This is a genomic window from Mucilaginibacter sp. Mucisp73, from assembly GCF_059491465.1.
In genome coordinates this window covers 2,772,732-2,798,951 of sequence record NZ_CP168507.1, presented here as the reverse complement: position 1 = coordinate 2,798,951, position 26,220 = coordinate 2,772,732, and the positions used below count along the sequence as shown (strand labels likewise).

18 protein-coding genes are annotated in these 26,220 nt (G+C 42.5%); 3 read left to right on the top strand and 15 right to left on the bottom strand.

What is annotated here, in order from left to right; translation table 11 throughout:
- Nucleotides 1-137 precede the first annotated feature (137 nt).
- From ACEN82_RS11835 to ACEN82_RS11820, 4 genes are all read right to left on the bottom strand, one after another.
- Nucleotides 138-1,157 (bottom strand): FecR family protein, encoded by a 1,020-nt coding sequence (locus ACEN82_RS11835; protein ID WP_413316973.1) that lies wholly within the window; start codon nucleotides 1,155-1,157, stop codon nucleotides 138-140.
- A gap of 64 nt (nucleotides 1,158-1,221) precedes the next feature.
- The gene (locus ACEN82_RS11830; protein ID WP_413316971.1) at nucleotides 1,222-1,842 is read right to left on the bottom strand and encodes an RNA polymerase sigma factor; all 621 of its coding nucleotides are present in this window, start codon (nucleotides 1,840-1,842) and stop codon (nucleotides 1,222-1,224) included.
- A 180-nt stretch (nucleotides 1,843-2,022) separates the two neighbouring features.
- Complete coding sequence (locus ACEN82_RS11825) at nucleotides 2,023-2,376, bottom strand: HopJ type III effector protein (RefSeq protein ID WP_413316969.1); 354 nt, start codon at nucleotides 2,374-2,376, stop codon at nucleotides 2,023-2,025.
- A 91-nt stretch (nucleotides 2,377-2,467) separates the two neighbouring features.
- A complete protein-coding gene (locus ACEN82_RS11820) occupies nucleotides 2,468-3,982 on the bottom strand; it encodes a lipase maturation factor family protein (protein ID WP_413316967.1) in 1,515 nt (504 codons plus the stop codon).
- A 177-nt stretch (nucleotides 3,983-4,159) separates the two neighbouring features.
- On the opposite strand from ACEN82_RS11820, the gene ACEN82_RS11815 reads away from it, so the two are divergent.
- On the top strand, nucleotides 4,160-4,576 hold the full coding sequence (locus ACEN82_RS11815) for a DUF1003 domain-containing protein (protein WP_413316965.1): 417 nt from the start codon (nucleotides 4,160-4,162) through the stop codon (nucleotides 4,574-4,576).
- A 130-nt stretch (nucleotides 4,577-4,706) separates the two neighbouring features.
- Here the strand turns inward: ACEN82_RS11815 and ACEN82_RS11810 are convergent, their stop codons facing one another.
- The 5 genes from ACEN82_RS11810 to ACEN82_RS11790 all read right to left on the bottom strand — a co-directional run bounded on the left by ACEN82_RS11810 (nucleotide 4,707) and on the right by ACEN82_RS11790 (nucleotide 12,477).
- Complete coding sequence (locus ACEN82_RS11810; RefSeq protein WP_413316963.1) at nucleotides 4,707-5,759, bottom strand: metallophosphoesterase; 1,053 nt, start codon at nucleotides 5,757-5,759, stop codon at nucleotides 4,707-4,709.
- 76 nt (nucleotides 5,760-5,835) lie between these two features.
- Nucleotides 5,836-7,374 carry a RagB/SusD family nutrient uptake outer membrane protein gene (locus tag ACEN82_RS11805; RefSeq protein WP_413316961.1) on the bottom strand — a complete coding sequence of 513 codons (1,539 nt, stop codon included), beginning with the start codon at nucleotides 7,372-7,374 and terminating at the stop codon, nucleotides 5,836-5,838.
- 18 nt (nucleotides 7,375-7,392) lie between these two features.
- Nucleotides 7,393-10,746: a SusC/RagA family TonB-linked outer membrane protein gene (locus ACEN82_RS11800; protein ID WP_413316959.1), complete on the bottom strand. Its 3,354-nt coding sequence runs from the start codon at nucleotides 10,744-10,746 to the stop codon at nucleotides 7,393-7,395.
- 122 nt (nucleotides 10,747-10,868) lie between these two features.
- Entirely contained in the window at nucleotides 10,869-11,813 is a 945-nt protein-coding gene (locus ACEN82_RS11795) for a FecR family protein (RefSeq protein WP_413316957.1), read from the bottom strand.
- 70 nt (nucleotides 11,814-11,883) lie between these two features.
- A complete protein-coding gene (locus ACEN82_RS11790; protein ID WP_413316955.1) occupies nucleotides 11,884-12,477 on the bottom strand; it encodes an RNA polymerase sigma factor in 594 nt (197 codons plus the stop codon).
- 123 nt (nucleotides 12,478-12,600) lie between these two features.
- On the opposite strand from ACEN82_RS11790, the gene ACEN82_RS11785 reads away from it, so the two are divergent.
- Nucleotides 12,601-13,578 carry a 3-keto-disaccharide hydrolase gene (locus ACEN82_RS11785; RefSeq protein WP_413316953.1) on the top strand — a complete coding sequence of 326 codons (978 nt, stop codon included), beginning with the start codon at nucleotides 12,601-12,603 and terminating at the stop codon, nucleotides 13,576-13,578.
- Between the two features lie 88 nt (nucleotides 13,579-13,666).
- Here the strand turns inward: ACEN82_RS11785 and ACEN82_RS11780 are convergent, their stop codons facing one another.
- The 6 genes from ACEN82_RS11780 to nirB form a co-directional block, all read right to left on the bottom strand.
- On the bottom strand, nucleotides 13,667-15,109 hold the full coding sequence (locus tag ACEN82_RS11780) for a rubredoxin (RefSeq protein ID WP_413316951.1): 1,443 nt from the start codon (nucleotides 15,107-15,109) through the stop codon (nucleotides 13,667-13,669).
- 4 nt (nucleotides 15,110-15,113) lie between these two features.
- Nucleotides 15,114-18,629 (bottom strand): molybdopterin-dependent oxidoreductase, encoded by a 3,516-nt coding sequence (locus tag ACEN82_RS11775; protein WP_413316949.1) that lies wholly within the window; start codon nucleotides 18,627-18,629, stop codon nucleotides 15,114-15,116.
- 124 nt (nucleotides 18,630-18,753) lie between these two features.
- Nucleotides 18,754-20,040, bottom strand: coding sequence for an MFS transporter (locus ACEN82_RS11770; RefSeq protein WP_413316947.1), 1,287 nt, complete (start codon nucleotides 20,038-20,040; stop codon nucleotides 18,754-18,756).
- A 108-nt stretch (nucleotides 20,041-20,148) separates the two neighbouring features.
- On the bottom strand, nucleotides 20,149-21,597 hold the full coding sequence (locus ACEN82_RS11765; protein WP_413316945.1) for an alginate export family protein: 1,449 nt from the start codon (nucleotides 21,595-21,597) through the stop codon (nucleotides 20,149-20,151).
- A 690-nt stretch (nucleotides 21,598-22,287) separates the two neighbouring features.
- Entirely contained in the window at nucleotides 22,288-22,638 is a 351-nt protein-coding gene (nirD, locus tag ACEN82_RS11760) for a nitrite reductase small subunit NirD (RefSeq protein WP_090525796.1), read from the bottom strand.
- 66 nt (nucleotides 22,639-22,704) lie between these two features.
- The gene (gene nirB, locus ACEN82_RS11755) at nucleotides 22,705-25,200 is read right to left on the bottom strand and encodes a nitrite reductase large subunit NirB (RefSeq protein WP_413322461.1); all 2,496 of its coding nucleotides are present in this window, start codon (nucleotides 25,198-25,200) and stop codon (nucleotides 22,705-22,707) included.
- Between the two features lie 289 nt (nucleotides 25,201-25,489).
- On the opposite strand from nirB, the gene cobA reads away from it, so the two are divergent.
- Nucleotides 25,490-26,218 (top strand): uroporphyrinogen-III C-methyltransferase, encoded by a 729-nt coding sequence (gene cobA, locus ACEN82_RS11750; RefSeq protein WP_413322462.1) that lies wholly within the window; start codon nucleotides 25,490-25,492, stop codon nucleotides 26,216-26,218.
- The last annotated feature ends 2 nt before the right edge of the window (nucleotides 26,219-26,220 follow it).

The following is a 26,220-nucleotide window of genomic DNA, read 5'->3' as shown; positions in this document are numbered from 1 at the left end:
TTAATAATAATTGGTTAAATACTTGCCCTGTCGCCGAATGATGTGAGAAGTCGTAAGCAACGGGGCTTTTTTAATCTGGAAGGTTTAAAGTATCAATGTTTCATAGGTTTTTTATTTAAGAGGTAAAAAATTGGTTATTATTCACAGCCGGAACCAGATAGCGTAACATCACCCTCCTTATTCCATTTATAGCTCAAATTATTCAGGTGCGATAATACTTTGACAACCTGTTCCAACCCAGTAGTATTTAAGAAGGTGGCGCTAAAACGACAGCTCCCTATCTTTTCGCTATCAAGGATAACTTTTACACCATATCTTTCTGTTAAAACGGCCGCGGCTTCTTTCAATGTCATATGATCCATCACCAAATCGGTCTCTTTCCAAAGTACCGTTGTTTTGGCATTCAATATATCTATGGAAGATTGATTATTGACTTCGTTATAACTTATCTGATGATTGGGCAATAAAATGCCTAAAGTTTTTTTAGGGGTTGATACTTTAACTTTTCCACGGGTTACCGTTACCTGGATCAAACTGCCTTCCGATTTAATATTAAATGCCGTACCTAACACGCGGGTTGTAATTTGCCCTGTATGCACCAGGAAAGGGTGAAGCGGATCATGTCTTACATCGAAATAGGCTTCGCCGGTTAAATATACCTCGCGGGTTTTCCCGGTGAATTTTGCCGGGTAATCTAAATGACTGTTCTTATTTAATGTCACCACGCTTCCGTCGGCCAGCCTGATCGCCTGCACATGGCGGACGGGGTTTGATGGTGTTACCCGGGTCTGCATGGGCATTGGTTTAGGCCTTTTTTGTAAAAAGTACAGGCCTGCGCATACTAACAATGCAACGGTAGCGGCAACCGAACGGATAATTGTTTTGGAGCTTCTTTTTTGAAATGAGTAAACGTTTTTTTCCTTTTTTACAATCTCAAGCAACTTATTATATAAAACCTCCTGATGGCCGACTTCTGCGTCAGTATCAGGTTTCATTTCAGTATCGGCCCATAGTTTCTCCAATAAACCTTCAATTTCTGACAGGTTCTCCTCTTTGGCCATCAGTTCAAAAAGTTCGTTAAACTCTTCTGTAGTACACGAGTTGTCCAGGTATTTTTGAAATAAGTATTTTATGCGAAAAACAGAGGCTGTTGACATGCTTCACTTGGCTGGTTTAAAACCAATTCATATACATGACGATAAAAAGAGAAGAGAGGACTAATCAGATTTGAAAAAAAATAAAAAAAAACGAGATTGTAAGCAGGATGGATAGTTGACCGTGTTTTATAAACTCGCGCATTTTTTTTAAAGCAGTAACAATGTGATTTTTTACCGTGTTTTTTGACAAGTTTAGCTTGTCAGCAATTTGCTCATGCGTAAGCCCTTCTTCCCGGCTTAAATTGAGTATCAATTGTTGCTGCTGAGTAAGCATTTGCAAACAATGTATCACATGCTGGTTATATTCTTTAAAATCATGATTTGAGGCTGCAGTTGCCTGCTCATACAGCATGTGTTGGTTAAGGAGCTGCTGTATTTTTTTTTCGCGGGCGGCCTTACGTAAAAAGTCGAGTGATTTATTTACAGCCATCCGGTAAAGAAAAGCATCAACATTTTCTACTTCACTTAAGATCTCTTTAGCCGACCAGATCTTTACAAAAATATCAAGCACCAATTCTTCTGCAATTTCGCGAGACTTGACAACTTTATAAATATAGGCGAAAAGCCGGGGTTGGTTTTTTTGGAAGAATAATTTAAAAGCAAGCTCATCGCCCGATGACAGACGCTGGTGCAGCGAATTTGATATTTCGTCACCTGTATCGGATGAGCCCAAATTGTTAAACAAAGCAATATTATAATTGGAATCATAAAGTAACAATCTATTATTCAAATAATCAATAAGTAAGTGAATAAATGATTGTTTAGAATACAATTAATAACACGCTCTGTACCGGTCAACCAACAATTATATGATATATCGTAAATTATTGCTAAATATAGTGATAACGGAATCTTACGGCCTCTTTCAGACCTGTCCTGACTTCAATACAAGTCCATCCCTTTCAAACCTGATTCCCGGCCAGCCATAGGCCATAAACTGTCGGATATTCTGATGATCTGTACCATCTGGATTTGCAAGGACGGCCCTGTAATGCTCCGCAAATAAATAAAGCGTATCAGGCTCACTTAGATTATTGAGTTGAGCAAAAGCAAAAACCCTGGCGCTGCCCTGGTTCTGTGCTGCTTCGTTATAAACATTGCCATTTTTAAATGCAGTTGGCTGATGCTCGTAATAATTATTAATAAATTCGATAACTTCATTAAATGTAACCGCACCCTCTTTTAGGGCCGTAAGTAGATCAGACAGTTGTTCTTTCATTAAGGAAATATTTTTGCGAAAATAAAATTTAAAAACAGTTATTGATGCAGGTGGTTGATTTCAATTGAAATGGAGCCTGACTAACCATAGCTTATAGCCAGCCCTGGCCTTTCAGATAAGCAACAAATTGCGGGTTTTGCACGGAAAGCATGGGTAACCATAATCCTAACTTTTCCCGCTCCCAGTAAGGGACGGCACCAGGTGCGGGACGGGCAAAGCGGTAACGGTAAATAACTGCACGAATATAACGCGGTGGTTTTCCCGGGAAGGGATTTCCAGCAAATAAACCAACTACCCCCGGGTCATTATGCAATAGTTTCCAGGCCAGATGATATGTCCAGGGGTACTGATCGGCTGTGGACATTGCGGCAAACCACATCTGCCAGTCCAGTCTTAATTGGTACGGCGCCACCTGGCGGGGAGACTGGTCAGGTGCTACCGGCAGCCCTTTATAAGGATAAGCTTTCCAGTTTGCACTATCGGGATTGAGGTCTCTTGTTCCTTCAAAAACTACATTAAAACGTTCCTGTCCCACGCTGCCGAATGCACCATAGGTATTTACAAGCTCCAGAGGGTCAAATGAGGTATTCATAATTTGTTTGGGCGACAGGAGGTTAAATGCCGGCTGGAAGCTTAGCAATCCTACTATACAAGTTACTATCAGTGCGGTGTACTGCATAGGCTGCGAAACTTCAGCTTGCTCTTCGGCCTTCGCAGCTTTGCGTACAAGTACGCCCGGCAAAAGTTTAGCCCAAAAACCATCATCAAGGCAAGCCAGCGCAGGCACAATGGTAAGCCAATTCAAAAAAGAGAGGTTCCCGCTCAGGATGATTGCAAATTGGAACAGAATGATAACGGTACCTGCGATGTGCCTGAATATCCGCGGGCCAAAAACAAACCAGGGTGCCAATAGTTCGGCCAGCCAATTGAACCAAACACCAAGCTGCAATAACGAATGTGGCAGAAAGTGAAACCAGCGGCTAAATGGTCCCGGTATTGGCTGGGTTTCAAAATAATAATACAATGCTGTGCCATTACGCCACACAGCATCGCCACGATATTTGATCATCCCCGCGCCAAACATGATCCGGAAGATGAGCCAGCGAAACAGGATGATAACCAGCAAAGGCGGCGGACGTTTGGGAAAAGGCCGCATATCCAACAAAGGGCATAAAAATATAGCAAGAAAACCGGTTTCTGTAAGTTGGATTTCCCAGCCATAACCGTACCACTCCTGTCCAACATGTACCAATGATAGATACAATACCCACAATACCCCCATTGAAAGCCCGTTGGCATAACCGGCTACAACAATCAGGGATAAAATTAAACCTGTCCATGAAACAAGCAGTAATGCCTGATCTGAATGCCAAAACCAAAACACTGAAGGCAGCCGCATAAACCCTGCTCCTTTTGAACCCAGTGCTATACTTACCTGATGCAAATAATGATCAACCGGTAATAAGCCATTTGAGCCGATTAATGGCAGCACCTGGGTTATAGCCACAAGGAACGCCACCGCGTAAACCGCACCCAGCAAACGAAGGATCACAAAACGAGTGAGCCAATACTGAGGTGCTGAGGTATGTTCAAAGCTATATAACATAGTGACATGTATCTTAAAGTTACAGAGATTTGAAGATTATGGGTAGAAATATTTAATTAACGCAGTGTTCGAATCAAAATGAATTTTCTTGCTCATAGCTTAAGGAGTTCAGCCCAATAAAAGCAGCCATGGCAATTAAATTTATATATTTATTACCTAAAGCTTAATTCTTAAAAAATGTCAAACAATAAAAAAAACTGGTATCAAAGACATATCGATTCCATGAACTTTGGGCAGCGATTGGCCGACTCTGTAGCGGCCGGCATGGGTTCATGGCGGTTCATCATCATTCAAACCTTAATTGTTGCATTGTGGATGGCGCTAAACGTAGTGGCCTTTATTGGTCATTGGGATCCCTACCCATACATTTTATTAAACTTGTTGTTTTCAACCCAGGCAGCATATGCAGCCCCGATTATCATGATGGCACAGAACCGCCAAAATGAACGTGACCGCGCCCAGGCCAATGAAGACTTCCGAACCAATGTGGAAGCAAAAAAAGAAATTGAAGAATTACAACTGCGCTTAAACGCCATTGAAGTAGACAAGCTCGACAAGATCCTGGCACTGCTTGAAAAAATGAATAAAGAATAATCCATAATCGCACAAACACGAAACCAACCACCTTTTCAGGATAGTTGGTTTCGTAATCTTTGCCAATCGTTATGGAGTGGAAACTACGGGGCAATGGTTGCCGGCGCTTTAAGAAAAATCTTCATAGCTATTATTTTACAGGTGTATCAAATAAAGAAACCGTAAACTGGCTATCGGCGTCCGTTTCACTTGTTTTGGCATAAGGAGAAAATGTTTTGACTGACAACTCGTTGCGCTTAACTGAAAATTTATACAAACGCATCAACCCATTGCCGCCGTTTGGCCTGCTTTGATAATCGTTAAGGAAAGCCTTAATTGTGTGGCCGTTAAAAACTTCTGTACGATAACCCTCCCCATTATCACCAACGTGCCCGCAAAGCATCATAAACAGATTGGGATTGTTTTTAAGGCTTTCATAAATAGCCTTGCCCTGCGCGTTAAATGGAGCTTGCGGCGTATTGGAGCCCGCTACCGGGTTAAAATGTAAAATGGAGTGACTTACCACAATTGCCTTGCGGGAAGCATATTTGCTTAAAATTTGGTTGGCCCAGCCATACAAGCCTGCCTGATCTTCATTAAAAGCATCAAATTCGAGGAACAACACGATAAAATCAATGCCGCCTGCAGTAAACAAGTCATAATGGCTATCGTTATTATTACTGTAATGACCGCCATAATATGAACGTCCCTCAAAGTGTTTTACACCAAAATATTGATTATATCCATTAGTAGTGCCAGTAACCGGGTGCTGTGACGGGAATTGGTCATGATTACCAACAGCCAAACCGTAAGGAATACTAACCGGATTTTCCAGGCCATAAAGCGCTGTTTTGGCAACATACCACTCGCTTCTCGCTGTTACCGGGTTATCACCATGTTCGGTAATATCACCCATGTGTGCTACATAGGCTATGTTTTCTTTACCCTGGTTCTTCCGGATCCAGTCAATTTGTGCTTTGAACATATCAAAAGTTCCGCCCAGTTGCGCCTGCGCCAGGTAGTACTGCGAATCGGGAATTACAGCGATTGAAAAATCACCCGGTTTAACCGTTGCCGCGGGCCTGGGAGTGTTTAAAACGGTATCAATTGAAGGCACTCTCTCTTTTGCTTGCGCATTATAATTCAGCGACAATAAGCCAAAACAAAGCCCCGCCGATAATGCATTTCTGTATTTCAGTAACATAATTTTTTGTTTGAAGGGTTAAACTTGATCCCTGCCTTCAGCAATCTGAAAAGCAGGGATGATAAGTTTTAATGGATCAATAGCCCGGATTTTGAGTCATTTGACCCGGATTTAAATCAATTTCGGGCTGTGGGATAGGATAAAGCAATTTATTGACTGTAACGTTATAGGTATCAGGCATAAGGTAATTTACCTGCGTTTTCAACACAGCGCCAAAAGCGTTCATCACGTCAACAGCTTTGCCGGTGCGTACAAGATCGTTCCAGCGGTGGTTTTCGAAGGCCAGCTCGACCCGGCGTTCATGTGCTATGATAGTGCGCAAAGATGCCTGGTCGGCAGTGGTTGTTGCGGGTAACCCAGCCCTTGACCTTACGGCATTTAATGCTGTTAAAGGTGATTTACCCTGCTCATTTTGTGCTTCAGCCAAAAGCAGCAATGCATCTGAATAACGGTAAACAGGGAAGTTATCACTTGAGCCGGTAACCGCAATGAGTGGCGGGTGCTCGTATTTTTTAATATAAGGTACGCCTATTTTTCCTGCCGCCGGGGTATAACCAATAACACTTTTATTAGCCGAATAAACAAACAGGTCGCTGGCATTATAAGTACCTTCAACAATCCCGATAGAAGCATCAAGGCGCTTATCGTTTGGCTCATAAGCGTTGATCAAATCTCGTGTAGGGGTATTCCAGCCACCGGTTGAGCTGTTGTTGATATTAATCCCAGTGATGATTGAGGTATTTGTACTCCTCGGTAAAAAAAGAAAAGGCAGCGGGTTTGGCGTAGTGCCTAAAACTGTCCCTTCCAAAAACTGGATGTCAAATAGTGATTCTTTGCTGTTTTTATTTCCGGGTGTAAAGGCATCTGCGTAATTAGCGTTTAATCCGTAACCCATGCCCGAAAGCGTAGTTAGTAAGGTTTCAGCATCTGCCCATTTCTTTTGAGTAGTGTAAACCTCGGCCAGGAGCATCGTTGCCGATCCTTTGGTGGCTTCTCCTGTTTGAGGGAATTTCGCCGGTGCACTCAACTCACTGATGGCATCCTTAGCATCGGCAATAATTTGATTATATATCGCGTCAGATGCTGAACGTGGTAAAAAGGCATCTTCGGCCTTGGTCACTTCCTTTAAAAATAAAGGCACGCCACCAAATAACCTAACCAGTTTAAAGTAATAAAAAGCCCTTAAAAATTTGGCTTGCCCATCAATGGGCGCCTTAACTGCTGCATCAAAATCTGTTGTTTTTAATCGCTCAATAACAATATTGGTGCGGGAGATGCCGGTATAGCAATGCTGCCAAACAGCGTTCACGTAATCGTTAGTAGATGTATTTGTGAAGTTTGAAATGCTTTCGCGATATAAATATGCAGTACCGCGATTGCTGGGATAAGGCTGGTAAATGGTATTGTCCGAGCGCATTTCTGAAGTAAAGTAATCGTTTACCAAAACGTCACGCAGCGGTGCGTAGGCGGCGATGTTGGCCTGTTTAAACTGATCAACAGTTTTATAAAATGTAGCATCGGTATAGGAGTCCTTTGGTGTAAGGTCGATAAAGTCTTTTTTACACGAAGCAGCGGTAAGCGCTGTTAATGCAAGGATGATATATGTCTTTTTCATACAATGGTCTTTGGGAGATTATTTAAAAGTTGCTGAAACACCAAATGAAAAGGTGCGTGGGATTGGGTAAGCATTTTCGTCTACGCCAATACCCAGCGTAGGATCAAGCCCGGCGAAGTTGATCTCCGGGTTCATACCCGAATATTTGGTAAGCACAAAAGCTTGCTGAACAGAGGTATAAACCCTTAAGCTGCGCATCAAAAACTTTTCGCCCAAATTAAACCGGTATCCCAGCGAAATATTCTTTGCAGTTAGGTATGAGCCGTCCTCAACCCATTGCGAGTTAACTTGCCTTCCCATTGCTGTAGTTCCGGTTTTTGTACGTGGATAAACGCCCGAGCCAGGGTTTTCCGGCGATCTCCAGCGGTCGGCAGCAGCGGCAAGCATCACACGTGAACCATCGAGATTGGTTTGATAAGCCCATTTAGCCGCATTTAATATTTTGCCACCAACTGAAAAAGCCATGTGGATGTTCAGGTCCCAGTTCTTATAAACAAAATTATTGGTAAGGCCGCCGGTAAAAGTTGGCGTAGGATCGCCGATAAAGGTACGGTCATTTACATCATCAATAACGCCATCTCCATTAATATCCTTAACCTTGATGGTACCAACATCCGAGGCACTGCCATATTTGGCCGAATTAGCCAGATCATTGGCGTCTTTATATAAGCCTAAAAACACGAAGCCATAAAACTCGCCGAGGTGATGTCCCTCCTGCTGGCGGTAATAATCTGACGATACGGTATTGTTACGGCGGATATAGCCCGGAGAAACAAGATTTTTGATCAGGTTGCGGTCGAACGAAATATTTAAATTAGTTGTCCATTTCAATTTCCCGGCAAGGTTGGTTGAATTAACCGTGAACTCATGTCCCCACAACTCAATAGCACCAACGTTATCCAGGATACTTGTGAAACCTGATGCCTTAGGTATAGGGCGCTGCATGATAAGCCCGTCGGATATTTTGTGGTAGTAATCGTAAGTAAAGTTCAACCGGTTATTGAACAGCGACAGATCCAAGCCGAGGTCAAATTGTTTATTGCGTTCCCAGCGAAGATCACTGTTAGCCAATCGGTTAATAGTTTGCCCGGCCACAGATGCGCCACCAAATTCATAATAATATTTTCCGATGGTTGCCTGTCCATCATAATAACCAGGGAAGAAATTATTACCGGTTACGCCATAGCTTGCACGGATCTTCATCAGGTTAAGAAAGCTGAAATGATCCATGAACTTTTCATCGCTTACTACCCAACCGGCAGATATTGATGGGAAATTACCGTAACTCTGGTTTGAGCCAAAGCGGGATGAACCGTCACGACGAATTGCGCCTTGTAACAAGTACCTGCCTTTGTAGTTGTAGTTAATACGTGCGATGCTTGACAATAACGAATAGGCATTATATGAACTCCCACCTGCAGATAAACTGGTCGCCGCATTTAAATAGGGAATATCATCACTTGGATAACCTAAACCGGTTAAGGTATTATTAGTACCGCTATATTTTTGAGCAGAATATCCTGCCAGCGCTTCGATATTATGATTTCCAAAAGATTTACGGTAAACGAGGTTCGCCTCCGCTGTATATGATCCATTATCTACCGAACTGCTGGTTCCGGTGGCCTGGCCCACCGTTGAAGTAACCACACCCGACTGAAAATACTGCCGCGTTTCACCGCCTTTATCTACAGCAATATTAGTTTTGATACTAAGGCCGGTTAAAAACTCGTAGTTTAAATAGCCATTGGCCAGGATGCGTGTAGTTTTATAATCATCGTTAGTAAGGTTGAACTGGGCCAGCGGGTTAATATAAGCTACCATACCCGGTGAATAAGTATCACGGTTGTAACTGCCATCTGCATTATAAGGCGACTTTAACGGACTGGCTTCAAAAATCCTTTCAAACAAACCGCCAACCCCATCAGTACCTAAACGGTTGTTATGATCAAGGCGATAGCTTGGCGCAAGATTAAAGCCTATTTTTAATTTATTGTTGCTTAATGAAAGGTCCTGATTTATACGCAATGAAAACAATTTGGTGCCGGTATTAATCAGTACGCCCTGCTGCTCCTGGTAACCAGCCATAACTGTCGAACTTGATTTTTCGCGCGCGCCGCGGATGGTGATGTCATAACTTTGAATCGGAGCAGTACGGGTAAGCAGTTTATACCAGTTAGTACCTTCGCCATATTGCTCCGGGTTCAAATAATCGGCTGGGGTAGCTGTTGTATAGCCAGGTTCGTACTGACGGCTATCGGCAAATTTTTCATTCATGTACTGGGCAAAGCCACGGGCATCCATCATTTTTGGAACACGCTCGCCCGGTATTTTCTGCACACCATAATTAGCATTAAATTCAATTTGAGCATCCCCCGGTTTAGCATGTTTTGTAGTGATCAGTATCACGCCATTTGCTGCCCGTGAGCCATAAAGCGCTGTAGCCGAAGCATCTTTTAAAATACTGAAGCTTTCGATCTCGGCAGGATTCATGTTATTGATGCTGCCTGTAACAGGGATTCCATCAATTACTACCAAAGGCTGGTTGCTGGCATAAAAAGAAGCCGCACCCCTAATCCTGAATTCTACGCCACGGCCCGGTTGTCCGCTGCTTTGCGCAACCTGGACACCGGCCGCCTTACCTTGCAATTGCTGAGCAAACTGCATTACAGGCATATCCTGAAGCGGAGCTGCATCAACCTGGGTAAGCGAACCCGTAACTTCCCTTGCACGCTGTTTTCCATAACTTACAGTAACTTCTTTTAACTGGCTACCGGCCACAAGGCGGATATTTAAAGTAGTTGTTTGATTACCATTGACTGTAATATTAGCAGATTCAACACGGGTGTAACCCACAAATGAAGCAGCCACGGTATAAGTACCTTCGGGCAGGCTGATATTATACCTGCCGTCGGCATCGGTCATCATTCCCAACGAGGCGCCAACAACACTTACCGATGCACCGGGCAAGGGCTGCCCGTTTTCATCTGTTACCCTGCCGCTTACGCGCCCTGAGAGCTGCCTGTATAATATAATATTACCGGCTTGTTCTTTAAAGCCTATCTCCTGCCCTTTTAGCAATGCAGTAAGGATGTTTTTCAGGCTTTCGTTCTGATAATTTGCCGCATTGACGTGTTTATTAGCGAGTTTTAAAAACAACTCGTCATAGGCAAAAGCAACGTTGGCCTTTTGCTCCAGTTTTTTTATAACTGAAGAAAGGTCTTCGTTCCCGATGCTGATATCAAGCCGGGTATTAACCCCCTGGGCCGCTAACTCAGTGGCTTTTACCGATACCAGGCCGATGGTTATTGATATGGAAATTAGTAAAAAAGAGATACGCATAAACTGTCTGCATAACTGTGTATGGAAATTCATATTTTTGATTGCTTTGTAATAGTCAAATTTTGCTGAGCATTGCAGGCTGGGGTCGGCAAACCTTCACCTGCTGAAATTAAAGCCGGCTCCTGCTGAAACAGGACCGGTTTCTTTTTTAAGGGTTAATAAATAATTACTTCAGTACCCTCCTTTCTGAAATGTGCATTATGTATGGCGCTGATGAGTTTCAGCGTTTCTGTGGCCGGTGTATTGCGCTTAATACGTAAGGTGAATAAATAATCATGCACCCGTTTGCTGCCCGCTTTTAAAGTAAGGCTATACAGGTTTTTAAAAACCAATGACAGTTCCTCAAACTTTACTCGATTTAAATAAGTGTCACCATCTTTCCAGCTCTGGCTTTGACCGGCATCCACTTTTTTCTGCTCAAAGGTGCCATTGTCCGTCATATAGCTGAGTTCCTGTCCGGGTGCGAGGAATGAAAGCAACTTTGTTCCTTTACTTACCCCTACCTTGCCGGTAACAACAGTAATTTTAACATGAGGAAGGTTGTGATATGCGTTGATGTTGAACGAGGTTCCTAAAACCTGCACCTGCAAAGGAGCGGTAATAACCCTGAATGGTTTGTGAACATTGTGCTTAACTTCAAAATAAGCCTCGCCCTCATCCAGGTAAACCTGGCGTATAGTTTTATCAAAATTAGAAGGGATCCGTACACGGCTTTGGGCATTTAGCCAAACAACAGAACTATCCGGCAATGTCAGTTTCCTGATCTCACCGTTATGTGTACTTAAAGTGGTATAAGTTTGCGGAACTATAGTTGCGGGCTTTCTCAGAAAATAAATCAACGCAGCCGAGCAGCATAACAATAAAATACTTGCAGCAATTCGATAGCTGAACCACATCGACCGTACAGGCGTATTGATGGAGCCGCTGATCTTTGCGTGCATAACATTTCTTACGCGCTCAAGCTCTTCTGCCGGCAACGCTTGCTTTTCATTCCCGGCATCGTATGAATCATACCAGGCATCAATGATTGCTTTTTCGGTTTCGTTAGTTGTGCCTTTCTGGTACCGGCCCAGTTGTTTTATAAATTTACTTAGCTCCATAGTGGGTTTTCAACAGTAAGTCGTCAAAAGGCCCGGGAGGTACTTATAATTTACATCAACATTTTGTTAATTAATTGTAAAGCACAAATAGTATTAGTGCTAAATAGGCGGCGCTTTGTTCGGGGTGTTTTTCGGAGATAATGATACGCAGCCGGCGCAGTACTTCAGAGATATAATTTTTTACCGTTTGTTCTGCCAGGCCGAGTTCACTGGCAATTGCTTTTACCGAGTGGTTTTCGCTGCGCAGTTCGTAAACCTTTTGCAGCATTTCGGGCATATGCTTAACCGCCTGTTCAAGCGTTTGCTCCAATTCAAGATATCCGGAATGGTTATGTATGGAATTTTCAAGCAGTTCTACCCGCTGCAGCGCATCCTCCAGGCGCACGTGCGTAACCTTTTGCGATCTGAAATAACTGATCACACTCAGACGTACCGCGCTCAATAAATATTGCTCAAAACTTGTTTGAATGGCTAAGGTATGTCTGCGTTGCCACAGTTTTATAAAAATCTCCTGCACAAGGTCCTGTGCCTGCGCTTCATCATCAAGCCTGGCGCGGGCTGCCTGGTACGCGCGCTCCCAATAACGCTCAAACAGCAGATCAAAAGCCGAATGATCGTCTTCCCTGATTCGTGAAAGTAAAATAGTATCGGCAATTTCTATCATTTGATGCTACAAACCTACATTACTAATGTTAACTAAACTTTAAGAAAATGATCGCTGCATGGTTGTTACAAAAAACTAACCGTCTAATAAAATATTGGATGATAGTTTGTAGATTTAAAAATTATGAGAAACCAACCTACTATTAAAAAGAACTCAAATAGCAGATTCATCCGCATACAGCTCATCGCAGGATTGCTGCTTTTAATGATTTCGGGAGCCAAAGCTCAACAGGCAAAGGACCCTGCCGTTATCGGCCGATGGGATATAACCATCGACAAAGGTGGCAAAAGCCTTCCTTCCTGGCTGGAAGTTCAAAAATCAGGCACACATACCCTGATTGGCCGTTTTACCTATGCTTTCGGAAGTGCACGACCAATATCAGAAGTAAAACCACATGACGGCAAATACAGCTTCTCTATCCCGCTCCAATGGGAAGAGGGAAACCGGAACATGGATTTTGAATTTGAGGTTAAGGGCGAAGAATTAACCGGAACAATGGTATATTCAGATGGGGTTACTTATCATTTTACAGGTGTCAGAGCTCCGTCAATGACAAGGGCAAAGGCACCGGTTTGGGGCAAACCTGTTAAACTGTTCAACGGTAAAGACACCAAAGGCTGGCATACGGACGGCAAAAATCAATGGGTAGTAGAATCGGGCATATTGAGGAGCAAGCACTCAGGCGCAAACCTTATTACCGATCAAAAATTCAGCGATTTTAAATTACACATCGAATTTCGCTATCAAAAAGGCAGCAACAGCGGCGTTTACCTGAGAGGGCGCTATGAGGTACAGGTTATCGACACTAAAACCGGTGAGCCTGAACCTATCAATAACCAGTTTAGCGCTATTTACGGTTTCCTGCCGCCTAATAAAATGATGGCAAAAAATGCCGGGGAATGGCAGTCATATGATATTACGCTGGTTGGCAGACTAGTTACCATTGTAGCCAACGGCACTATGGTAATATGCCAGCAGGAAATTCCGGGCATTACCGGCGGGGCTATCGACAGTAAAGAAGGCGAACCAGGGCCGCTGCTGATTCAGGGGGACCACGGACCTATCGATTACAGAAACATTATCATTACTCCGGCAAAATAAATTACCGAAGGTATATTATAAAAAAAAGCGGCCTGTTTACACTAAGCAAACAGGCCGATTTTTTTCAAACTGATTTATTTAAAAACGATTAATCGGCTTGATACATCAGTTCTGCAAAGTTCTCCTTTTCGGCGCCGCAGGTTGGGCATTCATAGTCGCTTAAATTTTCAAATGGCATTCCGGGTTCTATATTATTAAAGATATCTCCATACAACTCGTCATAAATAGTGAAACAGCTTTTACATTGATGAACCATTTTTTGATTGGGTGATTTAATTTCATTATTGGTTTTGCTTACCGGCAATGGTGATAGGCTATTGATTTGTTGTTCATAAAACATATCGCAAAGCGCTGTCAGGTGCCTGCTTAAATCTGCTTTGGCAACGCCTTGTTTGTATATCACAAATTCGCGGGTATTGTGGTTAAAATCGCGGGTATGCACAATTTCAAATTCATCAGGCATCCGTGCGCGGATCATAACCGAACCATAGATCCCCGATTTAGGCGAGCGCTTTATGGCAAAGCTAAGTCCATATGTTCGTAAATCGGCCTCTTCAAATTCGCTTACCAATTGCTGCTTAAGCTCAAGGCAGGGATTGCAAAGGTCTTCAACCTGCCAGTTAAGCTCATTTGAAGCATGCCTGATGTTTACCCGGTATTTATTAAGCAGGTTGCCCCATAACGGCCTGTGCTTTGCTTCGATATTTTTAATGAGTAAGGACTTCCATGGGCTAAAATACAATTGTCCAACCCTGGTTTGCATACACAGGTTGCAGATTTCTTTTAAAAACTCGATATCAAAAAGCTCGTGACGCCTGTAAATACCCAGCCAATATTTATTACCCTGTTTGTTAAAACCCTCATAATAGGGCAGTTGAAATTCAGGAATAATAAGCGGTTGATCAATTTCCTGGATTACAAATTGGTAACCGGCAGTAACTAACTGATAAAGCTTATCGGGATTGATTTCAACCTGATCGTAAAACAGCTTTTTGTTGGCAAATATAACCTGTTGTATTGCTTTGCCAATGGCGGGAATATCATCCGAATAAACCAATACAGGCCAGCAATACAAGATGTTAGTTTTAGGAAACCTGATATACAAGTACCAGTAATTACTTACCGGCGAAGAAATAAAATTAAGGTTACCTGTAAAAAACGAAGCAAAAGTTTGATTGCTGTCAACCAGGTTTATTTTCAGTTCGGGCTGATAATCAAACAGGTCGAAAATGTCTTTATAAACACCTTCTTTGAGCCAGTTCTCCTGGTTAAAAATACCATCAGCTATATACGAACTGGTTATGTTGGGATAAGTATCCTGGTTAACTTCATGGTCAATACCGGCACTAAGCATATCAAATTCCAGATCCTCCAGCTGTGTTTCTTCAATTTCAAAATACAATTGCTGCCTGTTCCCAAAACGGACCTGTTTAGCACCAGCATTTTGCGCGATGATGAGCATCTCGTAAAAATCACCGGCAGAGGCTACACCGCCCGGCAAATTAATCTTAATTAGTTGCTTATTGTCCATTGGTTCAAGCTTTTAATAATTGTTGCTCAAGTACTTCTTCTAACAGGCGTTTTACTTCGGGCCTGCATGATCCACAGCCTGTTCCGGCTCCGGTTTGGCTGCAAACATCGGCCAGTTGTGTACAGCCGCCAACTACTTTATTACGGATATTATCGGCCCCCACATTATTACAACTACAAACCAGTTTGCCTAAAACAGGTTCGGCCGTTTTACCGCTGCGGAGCAGTTTAAGGCGCTTGTCGCTGAGCTCAGTTTTGTTTGCTATCAGCTCTCTGAATTCTTGGAACTCGCCTTTATCTCCAATTAAAATGGTGCCCACCAGCCTGTCCTGGTGAATAATGCATTTTTTATAATAACGCTTTGCCTTATCAATAAACACAATTTCTTCATAGTCTTTTTCATTCGGGCAATCAGATAAACCGATACTGCACAAATCAAAGCCATGAATTTTGATGATATTCATAAACAGACTGCCCTTATAATAACTGGCTATGTCGCCATTCATATAACCTGCAACTACAGCGGCTTGTTGTTCCGCAGCAGCGGTTATACCATATAACGTGCCGTTAAACTCTGCTATTTCGCCAATGGCGTATATGTTCGGATCGCTGGTAAGCAGGCGTTCATTTACAATTACACCACGCTTAATTTCAAGGCCGCAATCTTTTGCAATTTCAAGGTTTGGCGTAGTACCGATGGCCAGGATCATGGCATCACAATCTATTTTCCGCCCGCTTTTTAAGCCGATACCGGTAAGCTTACTGCGACCGTAAAATAACTGTACTTCGTCGTCATAAAAAATATCGCAGCCCTGGTCAACCATTTCTTCGTGCAACAGCCTGCTGCCCAACTCATCCAGCTGACGGTTTAAAAACCTTGATGTACGTTGAATAATGGTGATGGTAATCCCTATTTCACGCAGGGAAGCCGCCATCTCCAAACCCAATAGACCACCACCCACAATAACCACATGCCCGTTTTTAGGCACATGTTTTTTGAAATTATCAGCATCGTTACGGCTGCGCATACTGAAGATACCCGGCAGCGATGGTACGTTTTTAGGAATTGCCGCCCGGCTGCCGGTGGCCAGCAGCAATACATCGTAATAAGTTTTTACACCCCGGCTATCCAGCACATATTTGTTAACACGGTCTATTTTCTCGACACTTACACCACGTAATAACTTTATTTTAAGTTCGGGTTCTTCTTCATCGGTCATTTTTACCAGTTGCTCCCAGCGTTGCTCGCCGCTGATATAATCTGGCAGCATAACGCGGTTGTAAAAAGGATGATCTTCTTTGCTGAAAATGATGATCTCATCATCTTTGTTGAGCTCCCGGTATGATCGTACAAAACCGTGCGCACCGGCACCGGCGCCAACAACCACAATTCTTTGAAAAGGCTTTTTATATTTTTCAATCTTTACTGCGCAATATTTAAAATCCGGCTCTTTTGATATCGGATCAAGTGCATCATTAGTAACATTGTTAATGCGGTGCAGATCATTGTTCAGGATCTTGCCCCAATGCATCGGCACAAAAACAACACCCTGTTTTATCTGTTCGGTAATCCGGGCTTTTACCCGCACTTCACCCCTTCGGGATGTAATAATAGTAACATCGCCTTCCCTGATCTCCAATGCTTCAGCATCAACAGGGTTGATCTCGATAAATGACTCTTTGATATGCTGGTTGAGTTTATTCACCTTACCGGTTTTGCTCATGGTATGCCATTGATCGCGGATACGGCCGGTAGTGAGAATGAACGGATAGTCGCCGTCAGAAACCTCGCTGGTATGCCCATCCGGCACCGCGCTTATCTTAGCGTTACGTGTTTCGGTATAAAATTGCTTGTCGGTAAACAGGCGGGGCGTCCCTGGTATCGCATTGCGTTTTTTATACGGCCATTGTATTGACCGTTGTTGTATGATGGTTTCGTGCGTGAGCCCGCTGATATCAATATTGGTTTTGCCTGTTAGTTTAGCATGCTCTGCATAAATTTCAGCAGCATTTTTGAAGTCGAAGCCTTTATACCCCATTTTTTGAGCAAAGCGGCAAATGATCTCGCTATCCGGCATAGCCTCGCCCGGTGGGTCAAGTACTTTACTCAAATAACTGATCCGCCTTTCAGAATTGGTCATAGTACCCTCCTTTTCGGCCCAGGCTGCTGCGGGGAGGATCACATCGGCATAAGCCAGTGTTTCGGGCTTATTACTAATCTCCTGAACCACTACAAACTTTGCTTTTTTCAAAGCCTCTTCGGCAAGGCGTACGTTTGGCAAGCTGGTTAATGGGTTGGTACACATGATCCAGATGGCTTTAAGGCGGCCATCATTTAATGCCTCAAACATCTCCGTTGCGGTAAGACCTGGTTTTGCGGCTATCTCTGTACCTCCCCAAAACTTCTGTACCTCCGCCCTGTCTGCCGGGTTAGTTAAAACACGATGCGCCGGTAAAAGATTAGCAAGCCCTCCCACTTCACGCCCGCCCATAGCATTTGGTTGCCCGGTTAGCGATAATGGGCCAGATCCCGGCTTACCAATATGGCCTGTTATCAAGTTAAGATTCAGGAGGCTTAAATTTTTATTTACCCCAACAGCGCTTTGATTTAGCCCCATTGTCCACATCGTTATGAAACCTTTTGCATCGCCTATATAACTGGCAGCAAGCCGGATGTCGTTTTCACTTACACCGCAAATTGCAGATGATTCAGCAAGGGTACGTTCAAATACCAATTTGCTGTACTGCTCAAAACCATCAGCATGATTGTTTACAAAATCAATATCGATATCCCCATTCTCTATCAATACCCTGCCAATAGCGTGGTTAAGGGTGATATCTGTACCCGGGTTTAACTGCAGGTGCAGATCGGCATTGCTGCAGGTATCCGTAACCCGGGGGTCAACAACAATGATTTTCACATCGGGATTTGCGGCTTTATGCGCTTCAACCCTTCGCCATAAAATAGGATGGCACCAGGCTGGGTTAGCTCCGGTAACATAAAAACAATCGGCCAGCTCAATATCATCATAGCAAACAGGTACAGTATCCTCGCCTAAAGCAATTTTATAAGCGGCAACCGCGCTGCTCATACACAAACGCGAATTGGTATCTATATTATTACTGCCGATAAAACCTTTAATTAGCTTATTGACAACATAATATTCTTCAGTAAGGCACTGGCCTGAGGCATAAAATGCAACCGAATCCGGCCCGTATTTATCAATGAACGTTTTAAAAATGGCTGCTGTGCGCTCCAATGCGTCGTCCCAGCTTACCCTTTGCAGGGGCATGCTTTTGTTATAACGCATTTGAGGGTACAGCAGCCTGTCGGTTTTATCATTAGCTGTGTAATGCAGGTTAAGCCCTTTACTGCACAACATGCCTTTATTTACAGGATAGTCTTTATCGCCCTCAAGCGTTATACTGCCATTTTTTTCTTTATTAATTACCACACCACAGCCTACCCCGCAGTAGCAGCAAGTACTTTTAAATGTATTTTGAGGGCGTTTGTTCAACATTTCTTTTAAGCTAAAAGCTTTTCTTTAAGCCGAAAGCTTAAGGCTTAAAGCCTAAAGCTTTCATATGATTTCTTTTCTATTTATTCAGCCTTCTGCTTTTCGCTTTCGGCCTTTTGCTTTAAGCTTATAAAGCCAAAGCAGGTTCATCTGCTGTTTGAGCTTCAGCCTGTTTTTGAAAACGGGTAATCAGCACAATCACGGAAATCACCATAACAGTTATACCGATGTAAGTAAATGCCTGTATATAAGTGATATGTTCGGACTTGAAAAGAAACCCAAACAACATCCCCCCAAGGTTACCGCCTGCACCCACTATACCGCTTACCATCCCAACATTTTTACTATTGATAAACGGAACTATACCATAAGTAGCCCCATTTGACATTTTGAGGAACAGTGCAAACGAGAGCATGGAAATAATAGCCATTGTAAGGTTGCCCGAATTTGCAAACAGAATAAGACCAATGCCTTCCAGCAGCAGTACGCCGGCAAGCAATAAGCCCTTGCCCCGCATTCCGAATTTGCCACCAACTTTGTCAGATACAATGCCGCCTAATGCACGGGCAAAAATGTTCATGAAGCCAAAAATACCTGCCCAGAAACCGGCCGAACTTTGCGACAAATGAAAAGTATCTACAAAATGCAGAGAAGCTACATTATCAAAAGTGATCTCCATACCAAAACACATAGCATAAGCCAGTGTAAGTGCCCAAACACGCCAGTCGGCCAATATCGACCAATCGGTTTTTGATGGGTTGGTTTTGGCATAACCTACTTCATCATAGTTACCGTTAGGCGTGTCTTTGGTAAATTTCCAGTATACAAATGCAATTATCAGCATCATTACACCCGGAACTATCATGGCGTACCTCCAGGCTTCGGCTTTGGTAAAGCCGGCCCCTACTATAGCGGCAAATATCAAAGGCATTACCATATTGGTTACCCCGCCGCCAAGGTTACCCCAGCCTCCGGTTACCGCATTGGCTGTACCTTTTATATTAGGCGCAAACATCATTGAAGTGTGGAACTGGGTAATTACAAACGATGAACCTATTACACCAATAGCCAGGCGGAACAGTAAAAACGAAGTATAATCATGAGCCAGACCTACCAGAAAAACAGGCAATGACCCTATAATTAATAACCTGACTGCTGTTTTACGCGGTCCCCAGGTATCACAAAGTTTACCTATAATAAGGCGCGCAATAATTGTTGCAGCTACAGATGCAATGATGGTGTTACCCACTTGTCCTTTGCTCAAATGTAATTCAGCACGGATGGTTGGCATTAACGGAGCCAGGCCGAACCAACCAAAAAAGCATACAAAAAACATGAGCCATGTGATGTGAAAGGTGCGCATTTGTACACCCTTTAATGAAAATATGTTGAGTTTGGTAAGTTGTTTTTCCATTTTTTTTAAGCTTAAAGCTCAAAGCCTAAGGCTAAAAGCTGTTTGTTTGTACTTTGATTTTTTAACATTTCTCGCTTTCGGCTTTTAGCCTTAAGCTTTCAGCCTACATTACTTGTTTAAAAACTCAGGTTTGATATTAAGCTGCAGGTACGCCCAAAACGGGTGCAGTTTGCTGCTATCCGGCGTTAAACCTTTAGCATACTCCATGCTGTGGGTTGCTGCCATGTAGGATAAGCCCAGATCAACAGCGGTAAATTTGTTAAGCTTATAGCTGTTGGTGAGATCAAACTCAGTACCCAAATATTTGTCGATAGGTTGGCCGTTTGTTCCTTTCTGATCTTTAGCCAACAGAAAGTAATGATTAGCCAAATCAACGCTAAATCGCTTATTATCTGAAAGATATTTGATTTTAACGTAAGGGTTGCTCAAGCCGCCGGTTGGGGATCCGCTGCCGGCATAAAAATAGTCCATATAGCCCCAGAACTTATGTGGAGTACCATACAATGGGTCAAACCTGTGATTCGTTTTTGAAGTGGACAGCGCATCATTTCCTGACAGATAATCCCATCCGGCTGTGTAAGCCATGTTACTGCTTTTGTATGATAAAGATGCGGTATAAGTGTAAGCACTTAACTCAGCACCGTCGCGATCATGACCTCCCTGGTAATAAAATCCAGCGGTAGCAGCCCATTCATCTTTGCTGCCGAAAACGGGATTAACAAGCAGCCCGGTTGTATAGCGGGTATTAACTCCTGGTTGATTAAACCGGCGGCCATATATATAACCAACATCTTCGCCTGATACATTTTTTACCGAATCGAGCTTGTATTTGGCAAACTGATCGGCAAGGAAAAGGCCGGTTACCTTGGTTTTATTAAATTTTTTAGCAAAGTAGAGATATTCAAGTGCTTTATAGTTTTGGTTTTGCCCGTTAGTACCGGGAGGATTTAAAAATGAGAGGTTGCCGTTTTTGGCGCTAATACCAGAGGCATTGACCAGCGGGATAAGCCCGGCAGGGGTGTTAGCCAGATTACCTTTGCTATCCTTTACTGTAACGGGTACATTGGCCGGTGTATAATAGGTGCCATTATAGTTAATAGCATCAGAGCTTTGATTAAAGGCAGCGCCGAGATCAACCTGCCAGCCTGATTGAAGAAGTTTTAATACGATGGCGTCGTGCCTGCGGGCTTGCTGAATCCAGTCGGTAGCGCCAAGCAAGCGTTCATCGTCATAGCTAATTTCCTGGCGACCAGCTTTTATGGCGAAATAATCGACAGGTGATTTTTTAAAGGAAGTGTCTTTTTTGTTGGAGAGGATCAGCTCGGCCCAGGCTTCGTGAAGGCTTAGCCGGCTGCCATCGTTGATAGTAATAGTTGAGGCATCCTGGCCCCAAAGCCTTACATCCTGTACGGATGTTTGGAAAATAAGCTTGCTGCTTTTGTAATTAAAGGTGAGCCGCGTTCGTTGTGACACAAAGGCCGCGTTTTTGTTACCTACCGGTTCTAAAGTTCCATAACCATCACGTAATTCGCCCCTTGTTTTGATCTGCCCTGTCAAAGACAGCTGCGCAGAAGCATTATAAGAAACGAAACATGATATAATTAATAGAATTTTTCCAATAGTGTATTGATTAGATACATTTTTGTACATTTGAATTGGTTTTTTATTTGTTAAAGCGATTAAAAACTATTTAACCCTGTCTGGGAATGCGACCTCCCGGCAGGGCTTTTTTATGAATTTTTGATTTTTACCATAGGCTCAACCTTTTTTGATTTATTTATCTGTTTAATTATGATAAATATAACTTATTTAATGATTGCGTACAAATAATTGATTTTTAAAATGAATTTTTATGATTAAAATCATTAAAAACTATATTTTTTGATAAAAACTCAAATTACAAACGATCAAAAACAGCAGAAATGCATTTTTAACAATTTATTAATAGATAAAAAGCCAAAAAAACCATCGCAAAAACCAAATTAAAATCCTTTCAATAGAATCAATTCACCATAAAAAATCAAAAACATCGATATAAAGCCATTTAAATTTGCTTTAAACTCAAAAAATTCGAAAAATAAATTCAAAATAAGACAGCAAAAACGAACATGGCTTTATTAATCAATACCTTGGTGTATAAAATACACCGAAATTTTAAACAAAAACACAAAAAAAGCGCCATTACCCCTTTCGGCAACGGCGCTTAATGTAAATTTCGTTCTGTTTCCCGCCTAAATACACCAGTATTTAATCAACTCCGACAAAAACTTTTCCGTCGGCTATTTTTACCGGATAAGTTTTTATCACCAATTCCTCTTCGCCCAAGCACTCACCGGTAAGCAGTGAAAATGTTTTTTTATGAAAAGGACAAGCTACTTTGGGCTCGCAGCTTTCGCCGGCACTGCCGATCATGCCACGCGATATTGCCATTTGCTGCTTATGCGGACAAAGATTTTGCGTAGCATACCATTCATTGCGACGTGTAAAATTAAATATTGCTATCTGTTCATCGCCGTGCTTAATACATGATCCGCCATTTTCTGGCACATCATCAACATAACAGGCCATGATCCATTGGGTTGCTATTGTTGCTTCCATTGTGTTTTCTTTTTAATAATGATCAATCTAACTTTGAACTAAAAACTCGGGATTTCCTAATAAAACCTACCATTCCTTAGCGCGAACCTGTTCACGCATTGGCTCAAATTGAGCATGAGGATCTTTTTCATCAGGTGCATTTATAAAATGAGCGAAGCGCTTACGCATTGAAGGGTTATTTATAGCCTCTTTCCACTCGCAATGGTAGGTATTTACCAATGCCTGCATTTCCTCTTCCAACTGCTCACCCAATCCAAGACTGTCATTTACTATTACATTTTTAAGATAACTCATGCCACCGTCGAGCTTATTAAGCCAGGTTGCTGTCCGGGTTAACTGATCGGCTGTTTTTATATAAAACATCAGGAACCTGTCGAGATATTTAATTACGGTCTCCTTATCAATATCTGTAGCCAGTAACTGGGCGTGCTGAGGCTTTGAGCCACCATTGCCACACACGTATAAATTCCAACCTTTCTCTGTGGCTATAATTCCAAAATCTTTTGATTGCGCTTCGGCGCACTCCCTAACACAACCACTTACGCCGCCTTTAATTTTATGCGGCGCGCGAATCCCTTTGTATCTATCCTCCACCTCGATGGCGAAAGTCACACTATCATGCAAGCCAAACCTGCACCAGGTACTGCCTACACAGCTTTTTACAGTACGGAGTGCCTTGCCGTAAGCATGCCCACTTTCAAAACCGGCATCAATAAGCTCTTCCCAAATTAAAGGCAGATCGCTCAGGTGTGCACCAAACATATCAATGCGCTGCCCTCCGGTTATTTTAGTATACAACCCGTATCTTTTAGCAACCTGGCCAATCACGATCAATTTATCAGGCGTAATTTCACCACCCGGAATACGCGGCACAACAGAATAAGTGCCTCCCTTTTGAATATTGGCTAAAAAACGATCATTGCTATCCTGTATTACTTCCTGTTTTACAATAACATCATTCCATAAACTGGATAAAATACTGGCAACAACCGGCTTGCAAACCTCGCAGCCATCTCCTTTGCCATAATGATCCAATACAAGATCATAGTTTTTTAACCCGTTTATTTTAACAAGATCAAATAGTTCCTGGCGCGAGTAATCAAAATGTTCGCAAATAACATTTTTAATATACTGACCATTCGCCTTCATGGTGCCGGCAATCAAATCTTTTACCAATGGCACGCAACCGCCGCAGCCTGTACCCGCCTTGGTGCATTTTTTCATGCCATCAATACCGGTAACACCGCCGTCGTTCACTGCCGAGCAGATAGCACCTTTGGTAACTGCCTCGCATGAACAGATCAGCGCATCATCAGGCAAGCTCATTACACCTGCCCCTGCATTAGCTTCACCTCCCCTTGATCCTAATATCAGATCTTCAGGATCTGGTGGCAGTACTATTTTATTATTAACGGTTTGCAGCAGCATATTATAAGCATCTGCATCGCCGATTAAAATACCACCTAAAAGGTTCTTGCCATCGTTTGTTATATTAATACGTTTATAAATCCCCTTATGCGTATCCTCAAACAAAATAGTACGACAATCAGGTTCAGTAATAAAGGCATCACCAAAGCTGGCCACATCAACACCAATCAACTTTAGTTTGGTGCTCATATCATAGCCATAAAAACTCTTATCAGCCTCAGTTAAATGAGCTGCTACAATATCAGCCATCTCATAGCCGGGTGCAACGAGGCCATATATCATACCTTCGTATAAAGCACATTCACCAATAGCATAAATACATTCATCACTGGTTTGCATTTTTTCGTTCACCACAATACCGCCACGTGTACCTACATGCAAACCCGCCAATTTAGCCAGCTCATCGCGCGGGCGAATACCGGCCGAAATAACCAGCATATCTACAGCAAGCTGGCTATCATCATTAAATTTTAACGACTGTATTTTTTTATCGCCGGTAATAGCGGCTGTGCTTTTATTTAAGTGAATATGCAACCCCAGCTGGCTCAATTTCATTTGCAACATATTACTCCCTGCAGAGTCTATCTGACGCGGCATCAGGCGCGGTGCAAATTCGATGACATGCGTTTCAGAAATGCCAAGATCTATTAAAGCCTTAGCAGCTTCCAGCCCCAGCAAGCCACCACCCATTACAGCTCCTGATTTTGCATTAACAGCGCAGGCCTTGATCAACTCAAGGTCTTCAATGGTGCGATACACGAACACACCTTCCTTTTCAATACCCGGAATATCGGGCACAAAAGCCGATGAGCCGGTTGCTAAGACCAGGTAATCATATTTAAGTGTAATGCCTTTTAAAGAGTGGATTGTTTTTTCGGCGCGATTGATTTCCTGGATAGGGTCATCCAAATGCAGCGCGATGCCATTATCTGAATACCACGATAAAGTGGATAGCGACAGGTCATCAGCAGTCTTACCGTTAAAATATTCACTAAGGTGCACCCTGTCATAAGCGTGACGCGGCTCTTCGCCAAAAACAATTATTTGGAACTGTGTTGATCTGGCTAAAAGTTTTTCGCAAAACTTATAACCTACCATACCGTTGCCAACAACAATGATGGTTGGTTTTGACATATCGAAATTTTTTAAATGTTAAAGCAATTTTCAAACTAAAAATGAATCAACTGCGACCTTGATTTCATTTATATTACAATTATAACTCAAAAAAGCATCAAATAAAAATTTAATTTCAATTTTTTATTAAATAAATCATGATTATTGGCGTTTAAATTCATAAATTAGTGCTATTAATATAATTTATATCAATATTTAAACAGTTTTTTTTCGTTTATTTTGTGATTTTCACAAAATCAATGAAATATAAAGGCTTAAAAATCTATTTTTCAATCACTAATTTAATAAAATGCAAAAAAAAATACAAAATCCAGAACTTTTTGTACTTGGAGCCGGTCCAGGAGACCCGGAATTGATGACTATCAAGGGATTTAAGGTATTACAGCAGGCAAATGTGATATTATATGACAATCTGGCTAACAAAGAGTTACTGGCGATAAGCCGGGATGATTGTGAAAAGATATACGTTGGCAAGCAACCTTATGGTGACTATACACCGCAGGAAACAATTCATGAGCTGATAAAACACTACGCATTTACTAAAGGTAATGTGGTAAGGTTAAAGGGAGGTGATCCGTTTATATTTGGCCGCGGATTTGAAGAAATTGTTTATGCCCGTCAACATGGTATCACCACACATTACATACCTGGTGTAACCAGCATGCAGGCCTCCGGACTGGAAGACATCCCCTTAACCCACCGGCAAGTGAGCGAAAGCGTATGGATGGTTACCGGCACCAAAAAAGATGGCAGTCTATCTGCCGATTTAACCTGCGCCATGCACAGTAACGCAACAGTTGTTATATATATGGGGATGAAAAAGCTGGCAGAAATAGCATCAGCCTACATAAAAGCGGGTAAAGGCGATACACCGGCAGCTATTATACAACATGCTTCATTGCCTCAACAAAAATCTGCAAAAGGAAAAGTAAGCGGGCTTGAAGCTATCGCGGCAGATAATCAGCTTACTTACCCCGCTATTATTATTATAGGTGATGTTGTTAACGTAAAAAATTAAAA